The organism is Pseudoalteromonas sp. CR1 (assembly GCF_019392235.1).
Taxonomy (GTDB): domain Bacteria; phylum Pseudomonadota; class Gammaproteobacteria; order Enterobacterales; family Alteromonadaceae; genus Pseudoalteromonas.
This window is the reverse complement of sequence record NZ_JAHXRM010000012.1, coordinates 1-23,112: the sequence shown is the minus strand read 5'-3', so window position 1 is coordinate 23,112 and position 23,112 is coordinate 1. Positions and strand designations below refer to the sequence as shown.

17 protein-coding genes, 1 rRNA gene and 1 pseudogene are annotated in these 23,112 nt (G+C 39.9%); 5 read left to right on the top strand and 14 right to left on the bottom strand.

From position 1 onward, the window contains the following. Positions 1-79: 79 nt before the first annotated feature. Positions 80-475 carry a cytochrome c5 family protein gene (locus tag KZZ04_RS11670; protein ID WP_138530824.1) on the top strand — a complete coding sequence of 132 codons (396 nt, stop codon included), beginning with the start codon at positions 80-82 and terminating at the stop codon, positions 473-475. A gap of 161 nt (positions 476-636) precedes the next feature. Further along, positions 637-3,201, top strand: coding sequence for a diguanylate cyclase (locus KZZ04_RS11665; protein ID WP_138530826.1), 2,565 nt, complete (start codon positions 637-639; stop codon positions 3,199-3,201). Between the two features lie 30 nt (positions 3,202-3,231). On the opposite strand, the gene rep is transcribed toward KZZ04_RS11665, so the two are convergent. Beyond that, on the bottom strand, positions 3,232-5,250 hold the full coding sequence (gene rep, locus KZZ04_RS11660) for a DNA helicase Rep (protein ID WP_058403887.1): 2,019 nt from the start codon (positions 5,248-5,250) through the stop codon (positions 3,232-3,234). Positions 5,251-5,411: 161 nt separating this feature from the next. Here rep and KZZ04_RS11655 point away from each other — a divergent pair, with 161 nt between their 5' ends. After that, positions 5,412-5,675: an accessory factor UbiK family protein gene (locus tag KZZ04_RS11655; protein ID WP_058403888.1), complete on the top strand. Its 264-nt coding sequence runs from the start codon at positions 5,412-5,414 to the stop codon at positions 5,673-5,675. A gap of 70 nt (positions 5,676-5,745) precedes the next feature. Here KZZ04_RS11655 and KZZ04_RS11650 read toward each other — a convergent pair. The 8 genes and pseudogenes from KZZ04_RS11650 to ilvG form a co-directional block, all read right to left on the bottom strand. Further along, a pseudogene (locus tag KZZ04_RS11650) lies at positions 5,746-6,400 on the bottom strand (short chain dehydrogenase). 4 nt (positions 6,401-6,404) lie between these two features. After that, positions 6,405-7,064, bottom strand: coding sequence for a carbonate dehydratase (gene can, locus KZZ04_RS11645; RefSeq protein WP_219422804.1), 660 nt, complete (start codon positions 7,062-7,064; stop codon positions 6,405-6,407). Between the two features lie 29 nt (positions 7,065-7,093). Next, entirely contained in the window at positions 7,094-8,281 is a 1,188-nt protein-coding gene (locus tag KZZ04_RS11640) for a methyltransferase (protein WP_219422803.1), read from the bottom strand. 53 nt (positions 8,282-8,334) lie between these two features. After that, positions 8,335-9,378: an ABC transporter substrate-binding protein gene (locus KZZ04_RS11635; RefSeq protein ID WP_219422802.1), complete on the bottom strand. Its 1,044-nt coding sequence runs from the start codon at positions 9,376-9,378 to the stop codon at positions 8,335-8,337. Positions 9,379-9,474: 96 nt separating this feature from the next. Further along, positions 9,475-11,028, bottom strand: a complete 1,554-nt coding sequence (ilvA, locus tag KZZ04_RS11630; RefSeq protein ID WP_219422801.1) for a threonine ammonia-lyase, biosynthetic — start codon at positions 11,026-11,028, stop codon at positions 9,475-9,477. 2 nt (positions 11,029-11,030) lie between these two features. Continuing rightward, positions 11,031-12,887, bottom strand: coding sequence for a dihydroxy-acid dehydratase (gene ilvD / locus KZZ04_RS11625; RefSeq protein WP_219422800.1), 1,857 nt, complete (start codon positions 12,885-12,887; stop codon positions 11,031-11,033). Between the two features lie 99 nt (positions 12,888-12,986). Next, complete coding sequence (ilvM, locus tag KZZ04_RS11620) at positions 12,987-13,229, bottom strand: acetolactate synthase 2 small subunit (protein ID WP_219422799.1); 243 nt, start codon at positions 13,227-13,229, stop codon at positions 12,987-12,989. Further along, positions 13,226-14,875, bottom strand: coding sequence for an acetolactate synthase 2 catalytic subunit (ilvG, locus tag KZZ04_RS11615; RefSeq protein ID WP_219422798.1), 1,650 nt, complete (start codon positions 14,873-14,875; stop codon positions 13,226-13,228). The genes ilvM and ilvG overlap by 4 nt, the downstream gene beginning before the upstream one ends. 667 nt (positions 14,876-15,542) lie before the next feature. Here ilvG and KZZ04_RS11610 point away from each other — a divergent pair. Then, a complete protein-coding gene (locus KZZ04_RS11610) occupies positions 15,543-16,421 on the top strand; it encodes a TraB/GumN family protein (RefSeq protein ID WP_219422797.1) in 879 nt (292 codons plus the stop codon). A 68-nt stretch (positions 16,422-16,489) separates the two neighbouring features. Next, on the top strand, positions 16,490-16,681 hold the full coding sequence (locus KZZ04_RS11605; RefSeq protein WP_058403897.1) for a hypothetical protein: 192 nt from the start codon (positions 16,490-16,492) through the stop codon (positions 16,679-16,681). 180 nt (positions 16,682-16,861) lie between these two features. Here KZZ04_RS11605 and KZZ04_RS11600 read toward each other — a convergent pair whose 3' ends face one another. From KZZ04_RS11600 to rrf, 5 genes are all read right to left on the bottom strand, one after another. Beyond that, positions 16,862-18,592 (bottom strand): response regulator, encoded by a 1,731-nt coding sequence (locus KZZ04_RS11600; RefSeq protein ID WP_219422796.1) that lies wholly within the window; start codon positions 18,590-18,592, stop codon positions 16,862-16,864. Between the two features lie 109 nt (positions 18,593-18,701). Beyond that, entirely contained in the window at positions 18,702-21,032 is a 2,331-nt protein-coding gene (locus KZZ04_RS11595; RefSeq protein WP_219422795.1) for a fatty acid cis/trans isomerase, read from the bottom strand. Next, positions 21,032-21,391, bottom strand: coding sequence for a hypothetical protein (locus KZZ04_RS11590; RefSeq protein WP_219422794.1), 360 nt, complete (start codon positions 21,389-21,391; stop codon positions 21,032-21,034). Before KZZ04_RS11590 ends, KZZ04_RS11595 begins: the two co-directional genes overlap by 1 nt. Before the next feature lie 135 nt (positions 21,392-21,526). Next, positions 21,527-22,303 carry a VOC family protein gene (locus KZZ04_RS11585; RefSeq protein ID WP_219422793.1) on the bottom strand — a complete coding sequence of 259 codons (777 nt, stop codon included), beginning with the start codon at positions 22,301-22,303 and terminating at the stop codon, positions 21,527-21,529. 578 nt (positions 22,304-22,881) lie between these two features. Then, positions 22,882-22,996: ribosomal RNA gene (rrf, locus tag KZZ04_RS11580) — 5S ribosomal RNA — on the bottom strand. Positions 22,997-23,112 lie beyond the last annotated feature (116 nt).

Sequence of the window (23,112 nt, the reverse complement as noted above, 5' to 3'; positions counted from 1 at the left end):
CTCAGAGAGTTATAATCGGCGTAATTTCCGTCATCTATATCGTGATTGATCACGTTCAAATCGAAGTGAGCAAGGCAAAATGAAAAAATTAACAGCATTATCAGTATTAGTGTTAGCAACTACAGCATACGCACAGCCATATGATAACTCTATGACTGAAGATGCAATCAAAAAACGTCTCGCACCCGTTGGTGCTGTATACCTTGAAGGTGATAAAGCTGCAGTAGCTGCTGCGCCTACAGGGCCTCGTTCTGGCGAGCAAGTTTATCAGGCTGCGTGCTTTGCATGTCATGGTACAGGAGCTTTAGGAGCACCTAAATCTGCAGACGATTGGGCACCGCGTATTGCCAAAGGCAAAGATACACTACTTGAGCATGCTATTAACGGCTTTAATGCAATGCCTGCTAAAGGCACATGTATGGATTGTTCTGACGATGAAATAAGCGCAGCAATCGATTTCATGACAGCAGAATAATTATCCGTTATACATAAAAAAAGGCTTAACTTGTTAAGCCTTTTTTTATACCTAAAATACGGCTTTAACCATTATTTTTATTGGAATATCAGCTTGACGCTAAGCACTAAAAGTGAAAGTATAAGTCTAATAACTATACAATAATAATATCGGTTACATCATTGGAAGATAAACTCCCTGCATTGAGTAAATTAGCGTACCAAAATAAACGCCTCAAAACGCTACTCGAAAAGTACAAGCAATCACACCATTTGCAAAATGCGCTTATCCAATTATCTGAGCGCGCGAGCACCGTTGCAGAGCTAACCTTATTATATCCCGCTATACACGATATTTTACAAAAGTATGTGCCTAGTAAAAGCTTTTATGTTGTTTTACAAAACCAACAATGCCAATCGTTAGAGCTTTCTTATTTTTCTGACGAAAAAGATGGCATTGCAGTACCACTAAATCACTCTAATAGCTTTGATGAAGGCGCCACCGGTTACGTTTTTAAAGAAGGTAAAACCACTTACTTTACAAAACAACAAATGCAAGACGCTGCCGCTGATGGTTTATTCAAAGCTTTAGGGACACCCGCTGAGCATTGGGTGGGTGTACCTGTGTACCAAGAAAAAAATATTATTGGTGTGTTAGCCGCGCAAAGCTATGATGTAAATCAAAGTTATAACTCTCAGCAAATACAACTTCTTGAAGTTATGTCACTTTATTTAGCGACGGCAATAGAGCGTGTAAAAAAACGTGAATATTTAGAGTCAGAAGTAAAAATTCGTACACGCGCACTCACTCAAAGTAACGATGCACTCAACCTTGAAGTTGCCAATCGCAAACGTGCACTACAACGTCAGCAAATTTTATTTAAAGTATCTGAAATTGCTACCCAAGCTAAAAACCTTGATGACGCTTACGTTAAAATACATGACATAATAAAAACAATTACCTACGCAGAAAACCTCTACATTGCTTTATATGACAGAGACTCAGGTTGGATAACATTCCCTTACTGTGTTGACGAATACAAAGAAAACACTGAGCCCCGTCAATTTGCCAAAGGCTATAGCGAATTAGTTATAAGCACAGAAGAAACGCAGCTTATTAACCCAGAAAAAGCACAAGCGCTATTAAACAGTGGCGTAGTACAACGTTCAGCCCCCGTTCCTAACAAACAAAAAGCCACAAGCTGGCTAGGCGCACCTTTAAAAACATCGCAGGGTGTTATTGGTCTTATTGTGTGCCAGGCATATAATAATAAGCATATTTTCAGCCAAGACGATAACGAATTAATTACCTTTGTATCGCACCAAATAGCGGCTGTTTTGCAAACTAAACTAGCTAATCAGGCCATTGCAAAAAGCCATCAAGAGCTTGAGTTTAGAGTAAACGAAAAAACAAAAGAACTGCAACAAACCAATATGCATTTGCAAATGCAAATTGAAGAACGTAAAAAAATAGAGCAACAGCTTTATCACGACGCTCATCACGACTCGTTAACAAGCTTGCCAAACCGCAGTTTATTTTTGACTCAGTTAGAAAAAACACTTCAGCACTTTCAACGTTTCCCAGACCGCCACTTTGCTGTGCTATTTATCGACTTGGATAAATTTAAAGATATTAACGACCAACTCGGCCATCAGGCTGGCGATCAGTTCTTAATTAATGTGAGTGAGCTTTTTTCACAATGTATTCGTGAGCACGATTTATTAGCCCGTTTGGGTGGAGATGAATTCGTTATTTTACTAACGCATTTAACCGAACCACAACAAGCCGAAGATGTGGCTAATCGTATTATCGATTTAATGAAAAAGCCTTTTAATATTAAAGGTACTTTACTGCAAAGCGGTGCGAGCATTGGTATAAATTACTCTAAACAAAGCTATAAACACACAGATGAAATTATTCGTGATGCCGATGCCGCAATGTACCATGCAAAAAATTCAGGGAAAAATCGTTACGAGTTATTTCACCCGCTACTCACTCAATCGATTGCTGATGTAAGGCAAAAAGCATTGCATCATCTTGATGTAATGCCGATGAATTTTAGAAGCTCAGAAATTATTACTTTAAATGAGCAACAACAATCTGAATCGCTATTTGAAGCATTTGGTGAACACCCTATTTTAGGGTTTACCAGTTTTGACGTTTTGAAAAAATTTGCCACCGACAAAGAGCAGCACCTCAAAGTCGAGTTACAACTGCTAGAGTGTGCTTACGCGCAGGCCATAAACGCCAATGTGGCAATGGCACTAGTACCCTGCTCTGCCTTATTACTCGAAAAACACGAATTTACTTTATTTATTGATGTATTAAACAAACAACGCGGCCCAAGCCAGCTTTGTTTACTTTTTGATGAGCAAGAAATTCGCCATGCATGTGCTACCCAGCTAGAAAACCTTAAGCAATTATCGTTGTTAGGGTACTCAGTCGGCCTAAATAATTTTGCTAAAGACAGATGTGAACTGAATTTATTAACCGATGTTAACTTTGACTATCTACTACTTAGCTCCACCTTCAGTAAACGTATACTGCAGCAAGAAAGCTACGATCTGCAACTGCAAGGTGTGCTTCCTATCACTAAGCTCAAAAAAATAAAGGTAATAGCGAAAGGGCCTTCTATACTTAATTTTAGAGCTTTATTAGATAAACATGGTTTGTCATTTTTTGTTGGTAAACAACACACATTAGCTTGCCCTGAGTCACAGCCAGAACACGTCAGTCAATCAGTTTAAGCCCAGCTTTGGTTATAAAAAAGCCTGATTTCACTCAGGTTTTTTAAACATAGCTCGTAAATTTGCGACTCTGGCCTGCCCTTTTTCCATTCGCTCTGCCTGAGAGCTTGGCGCTTTTTTGTTTTCAAATGCCAAATCATCTTGTGGCAACTCTTGCACAAATCGGCTTAACTCTGTTTCAGAGGTTTCACCAAACTGACGGCGTATCTTTGCGTATGTAAGTGTTAACTCTTGCTGCGCACGAGTAATACCAACGTAAGCGAGTCGACGCTCTTCGTCTACGTTATCCTCGTCAATACTAACCTGGTGAGGTAGCAACCCCTCTTCCATACCAACCATAAACACATACGGATACTCTAAACCTTTAGAGGCATGCAATGTAAGCAACTGAACAGCATCGGATTCATCTTCTTCCTCATTACGCTCTAACATATCGCGCAGTGTCAGTTTACTAACCACTTCGGCAAGCGTCATCGGCTCGTTATCAGCGTCTCCAGTTAGCATGTCTGTGATCCAACGATACAATTCAGAGACATTTTTCATTCTCATTTCGGCTGCTTTAGCACTAGGCGATGTTTCGTAAAGGTAAGCTTCGTAATTAATATTACGCACTAAATCTTTCACCGCCTCTAACGTATCACTGCGTACCGCATTGTCTGACAATTCGACAATCCATCGAGCAAACCCAGCTAAAGCGTTAAAACCTCGCCCTTTTAATCTGTAGCCTAGGTCGTTATCAAAACAGGTAGCAAACAAACTTTGATGTTTTTCATTAGCTAAGGTGCCAAGCTTTTCAAGCGTGACCGTACCTATTTCACGACGAGGGGTATTCACAATTCTTAAAAAAGCATTGTCATCATCTTGATTCACGAGTAAGCGCAAGTACGCCATTATGTCTTTAATTTCTGAACGCGCGAAAAACGACATGCCGCCACTTATTTTATAAGGGATACGGTTGCTCATTAATGACTTTTCAAAGCCGCGTGCTTGGTGATTTCCACGATACAAAATAGCGTAGTCTTTGTAGCTTGTGCGCTTCATAAATTTATGCGAAATAATTTCAGCAACTACACGCTCTGACTCATGCTCTTCGTCGCGACAACCAATCACTTTTATCGGCTCACCATAACCTAACTCACTAAATAGCTTTTTTTCTATATCGTGCGGGTTATTGGCAATGAGTATATTGGCAGATTTAAGTATTCGCTGTGCACTTCGGTAGTTTTGTTCAAGTTTTATAAGCCTAAGTCCGGGGTAATCTTTACTTAAAAGAACAAGATTTTGCGGACGCGCACCACGCCAAGAGTAAATAGATTGATCATCATCGCCCACCACAGTAAAACGCGCTCTCTCGCCCACGAGTAGCTTTACAAGCTGATACTGGCTGGTATTGGTATCTTGATATTCATCCACCAGCAAGTATTTAAAGCGTTGCTGCCAGCGCTCACGAGATGTTGCGTTACTAGTCAGTAGTAATGTGGGGATCATAATCAGATCGTCAAAATCTAATGCATTATAGGCACGCAATTGGGTTTGATAACGGGCATAAAGCTGTGCAAATAACGATTTTTGCGCGTCACGCGCTTCACGTATTGCTTGCTCTGGCAGCACTAGCTCGTTTTTCCAGCTACCAATTTCCATCTTTAGCAGCTTAAGTAAATCTTTGTCTTTTTTTAATTCATCTTCGGTGAGTTCCGATAACAGCTGATTGGTATCTTGATCGTCAAATAACGAAAAACCAGGTTTAAAGCCGAGTGTGCTCAATTCTTTTTTTATTATTTCTAAACCCAGTGTATGAAACGTCGATACCCATAACCCTTTAGCCTCTTGCTTACTAAGCGTTTGTAATACGCGCTCACGCATTTCTTTAGCCGCTTTATTAGTAAAGGTAACAGCCGCAATATTACGTGCTTTGTACTCGCACTTTTGTACCAAATAAGCAATTTTATTTGTAATAACGCGGGTTTTTCCAGAGCCAGCACCAGCAAGAACTAAGCATGGGCCACTGATATATTTTACCGCTTCATCTTGTTTTGGATTAAGTTTCATAACGACCAGAATGATTTAAAAGACGCGCAATTTTAACGTAACCATTACTACAGGCATAGCGATTGCCATAATTAATTACGCAAACATGATCATGTGTTAAATGAAGTGGGTATAAGGTAATATTAGTCATTATCATTTTAGGCAATGCCGAAGGGACAATTATGATCAACCCAGCAAAACTAGAAGAAATTGCTAAGCAAATTACGAGTAATATGCCACAAGGTGTAAAAAATTTAGCAGACACGCTAGAAGGTAAAACAAAGCAAGTTTTACAAAACAAGCTTGCTGAGATGGACTTTGTTAGCCGAGAAGAATTTGATATCCAAAGCCAAGTACTTATCCGTACACGCGAAAAACTAACTGAGCTAGAAGCTAAAGTGGCAGTTCTTGAACAGCAACTAAGCGAAAAAACAGACGTTGAATAATTAATTTAACGCATAAAAAAGCAGCCTAAGCTGCTTTTTTTACATTATTATGTATACATGAAATTAATATCTATTCAAATAGCTCATCAAGCACATAATATTTATGCGCCTCTTCTTGCTTTAAACTCACCAATAACATTTTTACAGCAACTTGCTTGCCTGTTATGGGTTTATAACGCTTTAAAACGCTTTAAAACGCCAACTTTTGTAAGCAATGGTAAAATAACACTGCCTATTTTTTCAGCTAGCCTAAAGTGATCCCGCCCCCCTAATAACAGTGACGGTTGAAAAACACTCGTTTTATTAAACGCCAAAGGCATAACCGCTTGCTCTAACTGCCCCTTCATTTTTAAATAAGCACTGCTGCTGTTTGCATTTGCACCACTTGATGACACTAAGCAATAGTGTTTCATACCATTACATGAAGCAAGTTGCGCGGCAATAAATTGATAATCAAAGTCGACTTTACGCTGTGCCTCAACAGAGCCAGCTTGTTTAAGTGTCGTACCTAAACATGAAAAAAACACATCACCTTTAAATAACTCACTGTATTGAGTCAGCTTTTCAAAATCAATAATATGGTTAGTTAACTTTTTATCGGAAAGTGGTAACGCTCGGCGTGTTATAGCAACAACTTTACTATACTCAGCACAGCTGAGTAATGCCGTCAAAAGCTCAGACCCTACTAAACCTGTTGCGCCAATAACAACCGCCGTTTTCGTCATTTATTTACTCACAACCTGCTTTTTTAAATACATGTTGTATTGCACGTTTGTAACTGTCTGACTCTTCCTCTGCACACGTTACAACCGCTTCTAAGTCATGTAAATGGCCGTTTTCTAAACCATAAACCCATCCATGAATCGTTAAGTCTTGGCCTCGCTCCCATGCATCTTGCACAATATTGGTTCGACATACATTACGAACTTGCTCTATTACGTTAAGTTCTATCAAGCGGCTTAATCGCTGTTCTTCATTTATACTGTTGAGTTGCTCTATGTGCTTTTCTTTTACATCGCCAACATGACGAAGCCAATTATCAATAAAGCCAAACTTTGCATCGTTCAGGACCGCTTGAACACCACCACACCCATAATGGCCAACGACCATAATGTGTTTAACTTTTAAAACTTCGACTGCGTATTGCATCACTGATAAGCAATTGTGGTCAGTATGTACAACTACATTGGCGACATTGCGGTGTACAAATAGCTCACCCGGTAATAAATCAACTATTTGATTAGCTGGTACACGAGAGTCTGAACAACCAATCCATAAGTACTCTGGGTTTTGCTGCATAGACAAAATTTTAAAAAACTCTGGGTTCGCTTTGCTTGTCCGCGCAGCCCAATTTTTATTATTATCGAACAATTTTTTTAATTTTCTCATTGCATCTCTTATTAAGCCAAAACGACTATTTATTGGGTGGAAGGGTTATTATTGGCAAGAATTAAAATATTCCGAGGCGTTAACTGCTTTTCACAAAAGGTTTTAATACTTACTTGATAGCCATGCTGTTGCAAATATAAAGCACGATCGAGCACAAGCCAAACCTCAATTGCTCTTCTGAACACATGTCGAACCAGTTCAATTCTGTCAGTCACCTTTTTCCGAGCGACGCCTTCAGATAAAAAACGAACATAATCAATTTCTTGTGGTATTTTTAATGCTTTTTTATCCCCCGCCCACTCACAAAATGATTTAAATGAACCTGAGAACACCGCCTTATTAACTGAGGGGACACTAACGTAGTACGGCTCATTGGTAATTGACCTCCTCAGCGCATCAAAGCCCAATCGCCACTCAAGTTCTATTTTTCGTATTTTATCAACTCGAGATGGTGCTGTTACTGTTTCTTGCAGAGCCAGTTTTAAATCACGGTGAGTTAACCTAAGCTGACTTTGCTTGGCAAGCTCGCTCATTGGCAAGTAATCGTTCGGTGTGAATAAATGATAGCAACACGGTGAGAAGCTAATTTGCTTTACGTTTGCAGCTATTGCTTTGTGTATCATAGCTTGATGTAAAGCGCCGCATGCATGAAGCGCCACAGCATGCATATCAGTATTAAAGAATAATGTAGTGTCATCATGTAATACATCCACTTGGCTAAATTGTATCGCCAAGCCTTGTTGCTTTGCGCTTTTTTTACCCTGTTCGCATAAATTTGCCTGCAGCTCAAGGCTATTAATATGTGTAGCACCGTTGAATGCCAGCATGCGACCTAAATGCCCTTTACCCGCACACCATTCTAATACCGGTAATTTTGTGTTTGGCAACGCAGACACAAAGTCTTGAAGTTGTTCGAACTTACGCCCTTTTATGCCATTACTAATCCAAAAAGGGTAATCATATCGGCGGGTATCTGCTTGGGGTAATTCACATAATAGCTGTAATTCATCAAGTAACTTAATATGCGGATTAAAAAAATCTATTAATTCATTCTGCTTGGTATCAAGTGTCGCTACTTGCTCATCGGTTAGGCTGTTTAATATGCCTTGCAGTTCAGGCCAAGGGATCGCATCAAAGTCAAAAGCGGTGCACTGCCAATAGGCGCGAGTCCGCTTTAAAATAGAATCAAGTGAAGTAAATTGCTCGGCTAACGTCATAACAGCTTAATTTATTAAAAGGCGACCAATTGTATCAGTAACATTAACAGCCATTAAACGGTTATTTTTTTACTAAACATTAAACGCAAATACAGAGGTATAGAAATAACACTCACAATCATCGCTGCAATTAACATCCATGATAGCTCCATTTGTTCCGGCCGCTGATATTTATAAATAAAACTGGCTTTAACCTTGTCAAACTCAGTTTGGTGAATACCGTACAAGTCTGCAATTAGGCGCCACTTTGGAATAGACATATGCCCCAAACTGGTTGTTGCTGGCATAATATACTCTTTTAGCATTTCAGCCTCGTATGCTAATTCATGGAAACTTTTGTTAGGTGCGTAAAGTATTTGGGTTACCGCAATGGCCTCGTCCATATTCATCATTGCGTAGCGCCACCCCTTTAGGCTGGCTTGATAAAATCTTTCGACCGTTTCTGGGGATGTGTTTAACATTTTCCTGGTGGTGTATAAGATATCTGCATAGACGTCTATGCCGTAACGCTGAGGACATATTAGGCGATGTGATATACCTCTCTGAGTCATATTGTAGGGCTCAGTAGATAAATAAACTTGCATTGCATCAAGCCTATTTTCAATCCAGGCTTGGCTTGGGTTGTCACCGTTATATACGCTAAGCAAGCGCGTATTTACTCCGCTGCGAGTAAGCATAGCCATTAACTCATTGCTATCGTTGTGGCTCACTTTACTAATGCGCTTATTTACAAAATCACGAGGATGAAAAATATCAGAAGTGTCTCTTACCATCCAACAATAAGGTGAATATTGCAAGATAGGCGCCATTGCTACGAAAGGTTGGCCGTTTATACGTTCTTTTAAAATACCCGAGTGACCTACACCAAACTCTGCTTTGCCATTAGCCACAGCACTAAACGCATCAGGTATTGTTAGATCTGCGGGCTTTATGGTTACATCAAGACCCACATCTTTATAAAACCCTTTTTCTTTGGCCATGTAGTAACCAGCAAACTGAAACTGATGTGTCCATTTTAATTGTAAAGTGACCGATTCTTGCGCCGCGATTTGGCAACAAAAACAACACAATCCAAGTATTAATCCTTTAAGTAGCAACCAAGTTTCCTCAAAAATATAGTGGTTACCTGTAACTATATGTAAAACAAATGATAAAGCAAGCCCCCTTGTAAGGGGCTTGCTGTTGAGTCGCTGTTAAACTGAAGCGAGCTTTGCGGTTTTGTCTGAGAGAGATTGCGTCGTTAAAAATTGTGTAAAACACGGGTTATGCGTTTCATCTTGCACGCTATAACCTAAGTCATTTAGATGCTCGTTAAAGGTCTCAAATTGCTCAGGCTCAATAGCAAAGCCAGCTAAAACATAGCCCATTGAGCCACCTTGACTCCGATAATGAAATAACGTGATATTCCAATCGTTCCCAAGTGTATCTAAAAAACGCGCTAATGCACCGGGATATTCGGGAAACTCAAAACGTAACAACCGTTCATGCAGTTTTTCAGGTGCTTTACCACCAACCATATACCGTACGTGCAATTTAGCGAGTTCGTTGTCTGATAAGTCGCAAAACGCGTAATCATTTTTAGTTAGATCTTGTTTAAGCTCATTGAGTTCCTGCTCTCCTTGACGCAGTGCAATACCTACAAATATTTGCGCTTCACCTGGGCCTGCGTAGCGGTAGTTAAACTCAGTAATAGCACGGCCACCTAAAGACGCACAAAACTGTTTAAAACTGCCTTTTTCTTCTTTAATGGTAACGGCTAATAACGCTTCGTTTTTTTCACCTAGCGCAGTGCGCTCTGCTACGTAACGAAGACGATCAAAGTTTAAATTAGCCCCTGATAATATAGCCGCTAAATTTAACCCTTTAAGACCTGATTGCTGACTCCACTTTTTTAGCCCTGCTGTTGCAAGAGCGCCAGAAGGCTCAGCAATAGCGCGTGTAGATACGAAGATGTCTTGCATGGCGGCGCATATTTCATCACTGGTTACAGTCACCACTTCATCACAAAACTTTTGAGCCAAGCGAAATGTTTCTGTGCCAATAATTTTAACAGCGACTCCATCGGCAAAACTGCCAACTCGGTCAAGCTCTACCGGTTCACCCGCTTTAAGTGCAGCTTGTAAACAGGCGCTCTCATCGGCTTCAACGCCAATGACTTTGATATCAGGACGAAGTGACTTTATATAAACAGCCATGCCTGCCAGTAAGCCACCGCCACCAACAGGTATAAATACTGCATCAAGCTCATTGAGTTGTTGCATTAGCTCTCGTGCTACAGTGCCTTGGCCAACAATAACGTCGGGGTCGTCAAATGGTGGAACAAAAATGCCATTACGCTGCTCTGTAAGTTCAAGCGCATGAGCTTTAGCTACATCAAACTGATGACCATGTAATACCACCTCTGCGCCTAAAGCCCGTACGGCGTTAACTTTTATTTCTGGCGTTGTAACAGGCATCACAATCGTTGCCTTGTGCCCTAAATGCGAAGCGCTTAATGCAACACCCTGAGCATGGTTACCCGCCGATGCCGTAATGACAACCGAGCCTTTGGGCAACTTATTAAGTTTATTGAAAGCGCCCCGTAGTTTAAACGAATACACCGGCTGCTGATCTTCACGCTTTAACCAAACATGGTTACCTAACTTCGCACTGAGGTCGGGCATTTTACTGACCTCAGTAACTTTAGCCAAGGGCTCCATATTTGCTTGAATAATTGCACGAAAATAATCGAGCTCTTGAGAAACCATAATTAGCTAAGCTCCTCCAACTTTTCTAAGTCACGCACTGCACCCTTGTCCGCACTGGTTGCAAGTAATGCATACGCTTTTAATGCCGACGATACATAGCGCTCACGATCAACCGGCTTGTACGCCAGCTTGCCACGTGCTAGTTGCTTTTGCTTACGCGCTTCTAGTTCTTCATCGCTCAATGCAAGCGTAATCTCACGCGTTGCAATATCAATGATAATTTTGTCGCCATTTTCAACATACGCAATGGCACCGCCGCTTGCCGCTTCTGGCGATACGTGGCCAATAGATAAGCCTGATGTACCACCTGAGAAACGTCCATCTGTGATCAATGCACACTTTTCAGCTAAGCCTTTTGATTTTAAGTAACTCGTTGGGTACAGCATTTCTTGCATACCTGGGCCGCCTTTAGGTCCTTCGTAACGGATAACAACAATGTCACCGGCTTTAACTTCGTCGTTTAAAATGCCTTCTACTGAGTCATCTTGTGATTCATACACCACTGCAGTGCCTTCAAAATGTAGCATTTCGTCAACAACGCCTGCGCTTTTAACTATACAGCCATCAACCGCTAAGTTGCCTGAGAGCACAGCTAAGCCGCCATCTTGACGAAAAGCATGCTCAACACTGCGGATGCAACCGTTTTCACGGTCGTTATCGCCTTCATCCCAACGGCATTCTTGGCTCATTGCTTTTGTAGTACGAATACCAGCAGGGCCTGCGCGGTAAAACTTTTGTGCGGCTTCGTTTGTAGGATCTGTCGCATCCCACTTTTTAACAAGCTCCCCCATGGTCATACCCGCCACGTGGTTTACCGATAAATCAACTAAACCAGCTTTGCCCAACTCACGGATAATAGCCATCATGCCACCAGCGCGATGCACATCTTCAATGTGGTACTGCGCTGTTGCTGGGGCAACTTTACATAAAAATGGGGTTTTACGAGATAGCTCGTCAATGTGCGACATGTCAAAATCGACGCCGGCTTCTTGTGCCGCAGCTAATAAATGCAATACCGTATTAGATGACCCACCCATGGCAATATCAACAACCATAGAGTTCATAAACGCTGTTTTGTTAGCGATAGCGCGTGGTAGAACGTCTTGATTATCTTTTTGGTAGTACTCACGGCATAAATCAACAATACGCGCACCCGCTTCTACATATAGTTGCTTACGATCTTTATGAGTTGCAAGCGTTGTACCGTTACCCGGTAGTGCAAGGCCAATAGCCTCTAATAAACAGTTCATTGAGTTTGCAGTGAACATGCCTGAACACGAACCACAAGTTGGACATGCAGAGCGCTCTACTTGCTCTGAATCTGCATCACTTACTGTTTCATCAGCGCCTTTTACCATGGCATCGACTAAATCTAATTTGATATCAATGTTAGCAAGTTTCGTTTTACCCGCTTCCATTGGCCCACCCGATACAAAAATAACCGGTATGTTTAAGCGTAGCGCTGCAAGCATCATCCCAGGGGTAATTTTGTCGCAGTTAGAAATACAGATCATCGCATCGGCGCAGTGGCCGTTAACCATGTACTCAACCGAGTCGGCAATTAGGTCGCGTGATGGGAGTGAGTAAAGCATGCCACCGTGGCCCATAGCGATACCGTCATCAATAGCGATGGTATTAAATTCTTTTGGTACACCACCCGCTTGAGTAATTGTTTCAGCCATTAGCTCACTAAGCTGATTAAGGTGAACATGCCCTGGTACAAATTGCGTAAACGAGTTAACTACAGCAATAATTGGTTTACCAAAGTCTGTGTCGGTCATGCCTGTTGCGCGCCATAATGCACGTGCACCTGCGCGTTTACGTCCTTCAGTTGTTGTTGCACTTCTTAATTTAGCCATAGTTACCTCTGTTTTGCCGCTCTGTAAGCGGGCATTCCTCATTCTAAAAATTGGTGAGTAACTGTTATTCAATTACTCGTAAATTGGTGTTGTTAGTAATTACACAGCTTGCTGCTGTAAATTTTGTAAAGTGATTTCTTTAACGTCCACCAGCTTATTTAACTGGCTTGTTAAAAGATGGATTGGTTTATCGCTATCTACTGTCATTGCAACATTGTAGTGGCCATCATCCATATTGAGCTGAAAATGCGTAAGATCAAAACCACGGTGACGCACTACACGTAAAATACGCTCGACCGCTATACTTTGGCTCTTTAATGCAATAGTTAGGCTGTGTTTCATTGTGCTTTCTCCGTAATCATTTCGTCATTTGCAGCCCCAGGTGGTACAAGTGGCCATACGTTTTCTTTATCGTCTATACAGGCATGTAATATATACGGGCCTTTGCTGTTAACTAATGCAGTTATTGCATCATCAACTTGATTTACATGTGTAATTGTTTGCCCAGGAATACCAAATACAGCGGCTAATTGAACAAAATCAGGGTTATCTGAAAGGTTTGTTTCAGAGTAACGTCCTTCAAAAAATAGCTCCTGCCATTGACGAACCATACCTAAGCGTTGGTTATCTAATATTAGTATTTTTACTGGTAAATTGTTACGACGAATAGTAGCAAGCTCTTGAATGTTCATCATGATTGAGCCATCACCCGACACAGTTATTACAAAATCATCCGGGCGCGCCACTTGTGCACCTATGGCTGCTGGTAAACCAAAGCCCATTGTGCCTGCACCACCACTACTTAAATGGTTGCTCGGGTGGCTAAACTTCATGTGTTGCGCTACCCACATTTGATGCTGACCCACATCACAGCACACTACGCCTGTTTTTGGCATACGCTGGCTTAATTGGTTCAATAAATACGGGGCAAATACTTTTTCGCCTGGGTAGTCGTAGCGCCACGCATGCTTTACGCTTAAATGCTTATTTGTATCGCACCATGCTTTAGGGGTTACAAAGCACTCAAGTGCCGGTAATGATGTTTTTAAGTCTGCAACTAACGAGGCCTTAGCAGGTTTTCGTTTACCTACTTCAGCTGCATCTATATCTAAGTGGATTACTTTTGCTTTGGCTGCAAATTTAGCTAAGTTACCCGTTACGCGGTCATCAAAACGAGCGCCTATACACACTAATACATCGCACTCTTGCACGGCTATATTAGCGGCTTGTGTACCGTGCATACCTAGCATACCTAAGTAATGTTCGTAATCGGGTAATACACTGCCTAATGCCTTAAGTGTTGATACTGCTGGCATTTGCGTTTTATTTAAAAACTGCATTAACTCATTTTGCGCATCAGCGGCTTGCACGCCGCCGCCAACATATGCAACTGGCTGCTTTGCTTCACTTAATAACTGATTTGCAATAGCAACTTGGTTTAAATCAAGCTGTGGTAAGTATTCATCAGCGGCGAGCCAAGGTTTAAAAGGCACTTGCGCCATTTGAATGTCTTTTGGAATATCGACAAGTACAGGACCAGGGCGACCACTTTGGGCTAAGTGCATAGCCTCTTGCAGTATTTCGGCTAAATCTCCTGGACGCTCTACCATGTAACTGTGTTTTGTGCACGAAAGTGACATACCTAGCACATCTACTTCTTGAAATGCATCAGAGCCAATAGCTGCAGTAGGTACTTGGCCAGTAATTGCTAATAATGGTACTGAGTCCATCATTGCATCGGCAAGTGCTGTTATTAGATTAGTTGCCCCAGGGCCTGATGTTGCTAAACATACGCCTAATTTACCTGTGCTGCGGGCATAACCTACAGCAGCAAAACCAGCACCTTGCTCGTGGCGAGTGAGGTAATGCTTGACTGGCGCACCATACAGCGCATCGTAAATTGGCATAATGGCTCCACCAGGGTAGCCAAATACCTCTTTTACGCCGTGTTTGGCTAATAAGTCGATTGTGAGTTCTGCGCCTGTCATTAATAAATCCTCATTCTTCAGTGACAACCTAATTAATTTTTACCCTTAAAACTAAAAAGCCCTCCGAACTGTTAAGTGCGGAGGGCTTTTTAATGCTCAAGTTTACAGCACTACAAAGCCCTCGCGGAAATAATCACCACGATAATAATCAGGACTAGTTTAAGTGCAGTTGTAAGCATGTAATTAACACCAAATTTAAATAATCTGTTGCGAAAGCTCATCTTTCGCTCTGTTATGTATTAGTACCGCGCTGAGCGGCTTAAGTCAACACCAAACTCAATTCAAAAAAAGCACTAAAACCCAAATTAAGTGGTTTTAAAATTCACTAAATACAACCATAAAGGAATTTTTATGTTTTAATTTAAAGTATAGAAATTCACTATTCTTATATTCCCCATTTATGGTTTGATTAATTTTTGAGTTTTAGTAAAAATTAAATTAATTTTTTTATACAGATAGTATTTAGCTCTTCCGAATAGTTTTAATGATTATGGCTTGCGACTGTACAAAATCAAAAAACGTAAATAGAACAAACACTCCACTCAGCGCACATTAGTACCAATACCCTCACAAAAGACGTTTGATAAATACTGAATTTAGCACTGCTGTATAGGCAAATTTAGGTTAGTATTTGTTTAACTCAACAACAGGATTTGAAGGACAAACCATGAAACCGATACCTCGTATTAGTTACTTTTTCATTATGGTGCTGCTTACAGTACTAAGCTTTAATAGCCTTGCAACACCAGCTTTATATAAAATAGAAAAAAACGGCACAACATCTTATTTATTTGGCACTGTTCACGTAGGTGATGCCAGTGTGAAAGGCTTGCCTGAAAATATAACTCAAGCCATTGAACAAAGTAATGAAGTGGTTGTGGAAGTGGATATTAGTAAACTTACTCCATTTGAGATGCAACAGCGCTCTATGCCATTAATGATGCTAAAAAATGGCAAAACATTACAAACAGAACTATCAAAACAAAACTACAAAAAGCTTAAAGATTACTTTGCAAAAAAGTCGATTGATATTGCCATGTTTAACACCTTCAAACCGTGGGCTGTAATGGTAACTATGATGCAAATTGAATTTCAAAATGCAGGATTTTCTGATCAAACAGGCATAGACAAGCAAGTACTTGCTTACGCTAAAGAGCAAAATATAAAAATAAGCGAACTAGAAACCTTAGAGCAGCAGTTACAAATGTTTGATGGTATGGCGCTATTAAGTAACGAAATGATCGAAGAAACCTTCGAGCAGCTTGCCGACATTAATACTTACTTTATTAAGCTAGTAAACGCGTGGAAAAATGGCGATATGGATACGCTTACCGAGTACTACAATATGAGCTTTGACGATAGTAATTACGGTGAAATAAGCGAGCAAGTCATGCTGGTTAGTCGAAATAATAAATGGATTGAGCAATTAGTGCCTCGCTTAAGCAACGAAAAACTATTTATAGCGGTAGGTGCACTGCACTTACCAGAGCAACATGGCTTAATTAAGCAGCTAAAAGACAAAGGTTTTAGTGTTACTCGTCTTTAAAACTAAGAACTCCAATAAAGCTTACGTAAATAGTTACCCTGCGTAAGCTAATAATATTTAGGTGGATTATGAAACGTATTCAATTCGAGATTTTATTTTTTCTCTCCATGCTTTTTATAAGTGGAATATATTACTATCAAGAGGGACACTTTAAACCAAGTGGTGGGTTAATCATTGCTTCTTTACTTCTTGTGATCGAAATTATTATTTACGCAATAGAAAGTATTAATAAAAAATATAAAAAACATTCTAAAACCTAAAAAAATTGTATCTCAGGTAGCAATAACTTCATTTGGGTAAGGTGCTTCTATGCTTGCAGTACTAATTTAACCTTATCAATTAGCACTGCAAACAGTGTCGATTTGCCTACATCATAGCACTTACTGTACTGCCAAGTTAACATCAGGCTAATTATGTAAGTCAGCGTATTTTACACATTTTTAATTTATTTCACTGCTCATACATACATTAACTAGCGCATCGACAATTGCTTGCTTACCAATTGGTTTATGAATATGCCCACTGGCGCCATACTCATAAACTAACTTCATATCCTCTGTAGATGTATTAGCGGTAACCACAATAATAGGCGTATTAGCGTCAAAAATGCGTATTTTTTTAATAGCCTCAAAGCCATCCATTATTGGCATATTTAAATCCATAAAAATAACCTGGTATTCGTTTTTAGTGGCCATCTCGCAGGCGACCTTTCCGTTTTCTGCACATTCATAGCTGTAGTTAAGTTGTGAAAGAATACGCGTTAATATGTGCATGTTTAACGGGTTATCTTCAACAACTAAACAATGCAGATTTTTAGGTAACAACGCACTTAACGAAGGTGCACTTTCATCAATCACAACGGGCATTTTCAGCGTAACGCGCACCCCATTTTGCGATGTATTTTCAAACACAATATTTCCGTCAAAAGCATCAACAATGTACTGCACCCTTGCAAGGCCTGTTCTTAACCCTTGAAAGTGATTATTTTGGTTAGATGAATTAAAAGTTAACTTGCTGACTGGCTTGGTTAATCCTGAACCTGTATCCGTGATTCTTACTGTTAATTGCTTATTGCTAACACAAGCCTTAACAGTAACAGCCCCCTCTTCTGTAAACTTTAATGCGTTGCCAACTAACTCAGCTAACACTTGCTGAAAGCGTTGATGATCTAGTTTTATAGCTTGATCAAGTGTCGAATCAAGAGTTGTAACTAAGGTAATGCCTTTTTGACTGTAACCAAATTCATACCCTAAAAGCACTTTATTGAATGACTGAAGTAAGTTTTCATTTGACGGTTTCAATGCCCAACGACCTAAACTAAGCGCCTGTAAATCTTGTAGCTCGTCAAGCATTGCTATTATTCTTGATGCGCAATAAGAGGCCTGTGTTTTAATCGATTTTTGGCTATTACTGACCTCTAACGAATTAATCGAGGCAATAAAGCCTTGTAGAGGCGTTCTAAACTCATGACTTGCTCGAGCTATAAAGTGTTCTTTATTTTTGCTCACTTGCTGCGCAAAATCTTTTTGCTGTTGATACTTTGATAACGCCTTAGTGATCTGCTTTTCCATCGGTATGAACACAAAGCGCAATACACCAATAAGCAATAACATAGTTAGCAACCAAAAAAATAGCTCGGCTGAAGACACCCACGCCACTTTTTTTACGGACTCTTTTTCAAATAAGCCAACAGCTTGATCTAAATACTTTAGTAACTCTTCCATTCGCTTAACAGAAAACACATTGGGGTCTATTTTTTCCTGTTTATACAGTAGCCCTTCTACCTGCTGGATAAATTTTTGCACGCGCAAATCTAGCTCAATAGGTGATTGTATATATAACTTGATAAGCTCAGGGCTGAGGTATTTATATTGACCATTATCGTTTTTTAACAATAAATATTGATGGTTTGCTTTAAATAGGCTGAGCGATGCATCTAAAGACTGCTGATGATCTGTACTAGGTACTTGCGAGGTTAATAACTTATCACCATGCCATGCAATTTTTTGCGACAGCATTCGCTGTTTACCAGCAATGTTAATAATGTTTGCATCATTTTTTTGTACTGAAAAAAAGTACTGCATTAGTGATACAGAAACACTAATTAATAGCGCAATAGCGATTAATGCCCACCGATTACGTAGGCGAATATTTGCAACAACTTCAAACATAGTTAGCCTAATTTTTTGGTTTAAGTGTAGTCCAATTACATCAATATCTATGCTTAATCTATAAATATAAAAAAGCCCAACTCAAAGCTGGGCTATATAAGAGGATTTACTATCTATTTTCTAAACGATTGTAATCGAACAACCCGTATTCAATACCATGGTATTTTTTTGCTGTAGCGTGCAAAATATCGCTGTATTGCCAAAACTGTGGATGAGAACGTCTAATACCAAACTTAGTTTTTAAAGCTGCGTAGTCAGCTTCAACTTGCATCATAGGTAACTGTTCAGCAAAAGCCTCAACCTGTTGTTCATTATTCAAATACCAAATGGAAGCTGGGTAGTCACCTATAAAACCGGGGACGATTGTTGCCGTGTCTTCGTCAAAAGCTCGTTGACCGTCTTCATTTAATAAGCTCGAAATATTGTAATGTGCGTTATGATGAATAATCGTGTAAGCCTTATGGCTATCGTCATCTTGCTTTACTAACACAAACGATAACTGCGGTAGTAAGTTTACTGCTTTTGCAGGCATAGCATTAATGGCACTTAGTGATTTAGGTACTTGTTTATAATCGTAGTGCTCGCTTAGCACTGGGCTTAGCGCCTCTTTAATTAGTGCATATAACTCTTTTTGAGGATTGTTTGTTTTATAAGTTATACCGCTTGGCTGACTAAACTCACGATTATTTTTAAAAAACTCAGCAAGGCTTGGGGGTGATTTTCGATACCACTGGCCTTTAATTTTATCTCGTTTACTTTCAGGTAATAATGCTAAGAAGTTTTGCTCTCCTTCTAAGCGTAAAAAATCCATATACAAACGCGTTACCAGTTGATGCCCAATATTGCCGTAAACATCAAAACCAGCAACCAGCAAATAATGAATTCGCTCAAATAAGGCATAATCTAAAATCCAAGTTGTTTTTGGCTCTTGACCAATAAAACCTTTCACCACGGTGGCGCTGTCAAAATGACGAAATATAGTCAGTGCTGCATTTTTATTGTGGCCATCTCCTTTCCACAATAGATCTGTTGTTAAATGCTCGCCACCTTTAAACATCTCATTAGCTAAATTGACCTTTGCTTTTAAATATTTTTGCTCCAGAGCTGAGTATTTAACCCAGTTAGCAATAGGAAATGCATTACTTTCCTCTGCGGCGGGTAATTCAAGTGCGTCCTCATGCTGCATTATCATTTGTCCAACCGCTGGGGTTGCCACCTTTTTGGGGTCAGCAAAAGCAACCCAAAAGTGGTCGTTAATCACATTTAACGCAATTTGACCACGGCATACTGGCCCTTTAATAAAGCCCATAATAATTAACTCTGCTTCATCAAGCATAAATTGATATTTAGAATCAATAGGGATCACTTCAAACGTTTTAAACGGATTAGATGCAGACTCTGCCTTGTAGCTTGGCATGCTTTTAACCGTATACTCTGGTGCAATGAACTGTTGGTACAAGCGCGTCAACTTTTCATCATTTAGCTTAAGAGGTAAGTGAGTTTTAGATAAAACAGTGCTGCGATCATGCAAAAATCGGTAGTAAACACGGTTAACTTTAGGGTCGTCATAAGGTCGACGTGTGCTTATTAATTTTATTTTTTCGCCTGGAGGTGTGCTCGAACGAACAAGCTTAAAAAAGTTATCAGGGGTCTTTTGGTCAAAATATATATGAGCTAAAAACCAATGCTCGTATATATAGCGAGCCGATAACTGATACTTCAAAGCATCTTGGTTTAAAAAAGCTTCCCAACGCTTAACCTGCTCAAGCTCAAACTCAGTTGGCGGGTCGATGTGCGCCATCTTTCCACCTGCTTTTAGCCATTTCTGCAAATGATTAAACTCATCACGAGATACACCCGGTAATCCATAAGGCATACCAGCATGAGGTTGCTCACTCGCTAATTGATCAAACTCACCCATAGAGGCACAGGTTTGAGAGCGGCTCAGCGAAAAATCAAACTCATCACCTAATATTTCATTTGCAGGTAATTCATGACTTTGCTTTAGCACTAAACTATTAAACAGCACGCTACCAGCCAAGTTAGCTTCTTGAGTTTGGATCCGCTCATTTAAAACTGGAGTAAAATTCCTTTCTCGCCATTGCTGCGTGGTTGTCGCATCAAACAATAGCCGACTTGGGGTTGTAGCAAGTAAACGAGTACCATCGTAAACAAGGTCTTTACTTACACCTCTATCTATCCCTTCTGGGGATGATAGTTTTAACTGACAAGGTGCATCATAACAACCATGACAAACAACACAGCGTGTATCAAGCACCGGTTTTACATTTTGTAAAAAATTAGCCCCTTCGCCTGTATTGTGAGAAACAATTCTCTGCTGAGGTTGTTCAGTGCCAAATATCTCATTGTAATGAGCATTACCTAAGTACGCACAACCACTGAGAAAAACTAATATAACAATACCTATGAGTTTGTTCATTAGTCTTCATCACCCAAATCAAAGGTCGGCATCATATCCATTTGCGGAGATATAAATACATCTTGGTTCTCAGTATTGAGCACAACACTTAGAACAGGACCATGAATTAATGTTATTTGCGCACTGTGCGGTTGCTCTAACACAGGAGTATAAGCAGGGTCTGTAATCAATAATTCATAATCTGTTACTGTAATAGCTATGCTGCTATCCTCGGAAGGGTTTTGGCAAATTTGAGCAAGTAAATCATCATCAAGTGGTATTAATATTTCAAAATCAGGCTGTTCTAAATCTCTATCACTTAAAGACTCATTTAATAGAAATAAAGGAAGGGTTAAATTGCTATCTTGTTCAAATTCCATTGTCTACTCAACATGCATAATTTATATAACTGGCATTATAACAAAATAACAAAAAATAAAACGTTAATGCCAATACCCAAAGTAGCTAAGTGCAAGACAATCCTCTCATGCACTTATCAACATATTGTAAACGCTTTAATCTTTCGTTTGGATCACCGAAAAAACAGCACCTTGAGGATCGCAAAGAACGGCAAACCGACCAACTTCAGGTACTGTAGTAGAAGGTACACATAATTGAGCTCCCAGTTCCTGTGCCTTGTTGGCTGTTGAATCGCAGTTATCAACTAAAAAATAAATCATCCAATGAGGAGGAACCTCCTCAGGCCATTCATTATTCATTTCAAGCATTCCAGCAACAGGCTTACCATCCACCATGAATAATGTGTAATCCATACCATCCATTGGTTTTATTTCACTTTTCCATCCCAGTAAAGCACAATAAAACTCGTTACTAATTTTACTGTTGCGTGTAGCTAACTCATGCCAATAAGGCGTTGATAGCTCTGAGAGACGCTTGCACCCTTTATGTTCTCTACCTTGCCACAAAGCAACTGTTGCTCCACCCGGATCAGTAAGCATTAACATCCGGCCAGCATTCATAACATTATGAGGACCTGCAATTATTTCAGCTCCGAATTGTTTCGCTTTTAATGCGCATTCATCCACATCGTCTACCGCAATATATGTTAACCAACTGCTTAGAATACCCTCTTGAATTTGCTCTTTTGGCATTTCATACATGGCGGCAATGTCGTCATTCTCTTTTTGTAACATAGTATAAAATAGATCATCGCCTATAGGTTGATCATCAGTACCCCAGTCAAATAAAGACGTATAAAAAGCTTTACCCTCTTTCCAATTATGTGTACATAGCTCTGACCAGCAAAAAATACCTTGTGGATAATTATCCATATTGAAGCCTTTGTTATTTTTATATTAGGCATACTCTTAAAACGTAGTACGCACGATTAAATTTTAATTAGCTTAAATCAATAACTATTAAGAGTCGATGATAGATATAAGGAACGTGTTGAAATCTAAATTAGAGTATCTAAAACAGGCGCTCTATTTTTAATGCCATACACTTTTTTACCTTGCTGCATTTAGTCCAATTGAGAAATATGGAGTTGACTAGGGCAATACTCTACATCTAATCATTTTATGTATTTAGTAGTTATGAAGAAATAGATGAGCGAATATGGCTTAGTTTGATCTATCTGCTTTAGTCCAAACAGCAAAAAACCCGTCACATTGCTGTGACGGGTTTCTCTTATTTGAAGCCTAGTAATGTCGTGATGCCCACAGCAGTGGAGAGTCACAATAAAGTGTTGCACTACCATCGCTCAATGTATTTGATAGTCAAAACACTATTCACAAAGAGGCGCTTCGCTTAGGAGACGCTCCGCTTTAAAGAAAGAAATACTTAATTTTACTTTTCTATAGACGTAAAAAAACCCGACTCTTTCGAATCGGGCTTTCTTGTATTTGAAGCCTGGTAATGTCCTACTTTCACATAGCAAATGCTACACTATCATCGGCGCTGTTTCGTTTCACTACTGAGTTCGGCATGGAGTCAGGTGGGTCCAAAACGCTATTGTCACCAAGCAAATTTGGTCGTTAATTCGTATTCCTACGCACTAACTGAATTTGGAAAATATCTGATAATATTTTTTAAGTTTCTAAGTATCTATCTACTTTAGTTATATTAACTTCTTCGCTTG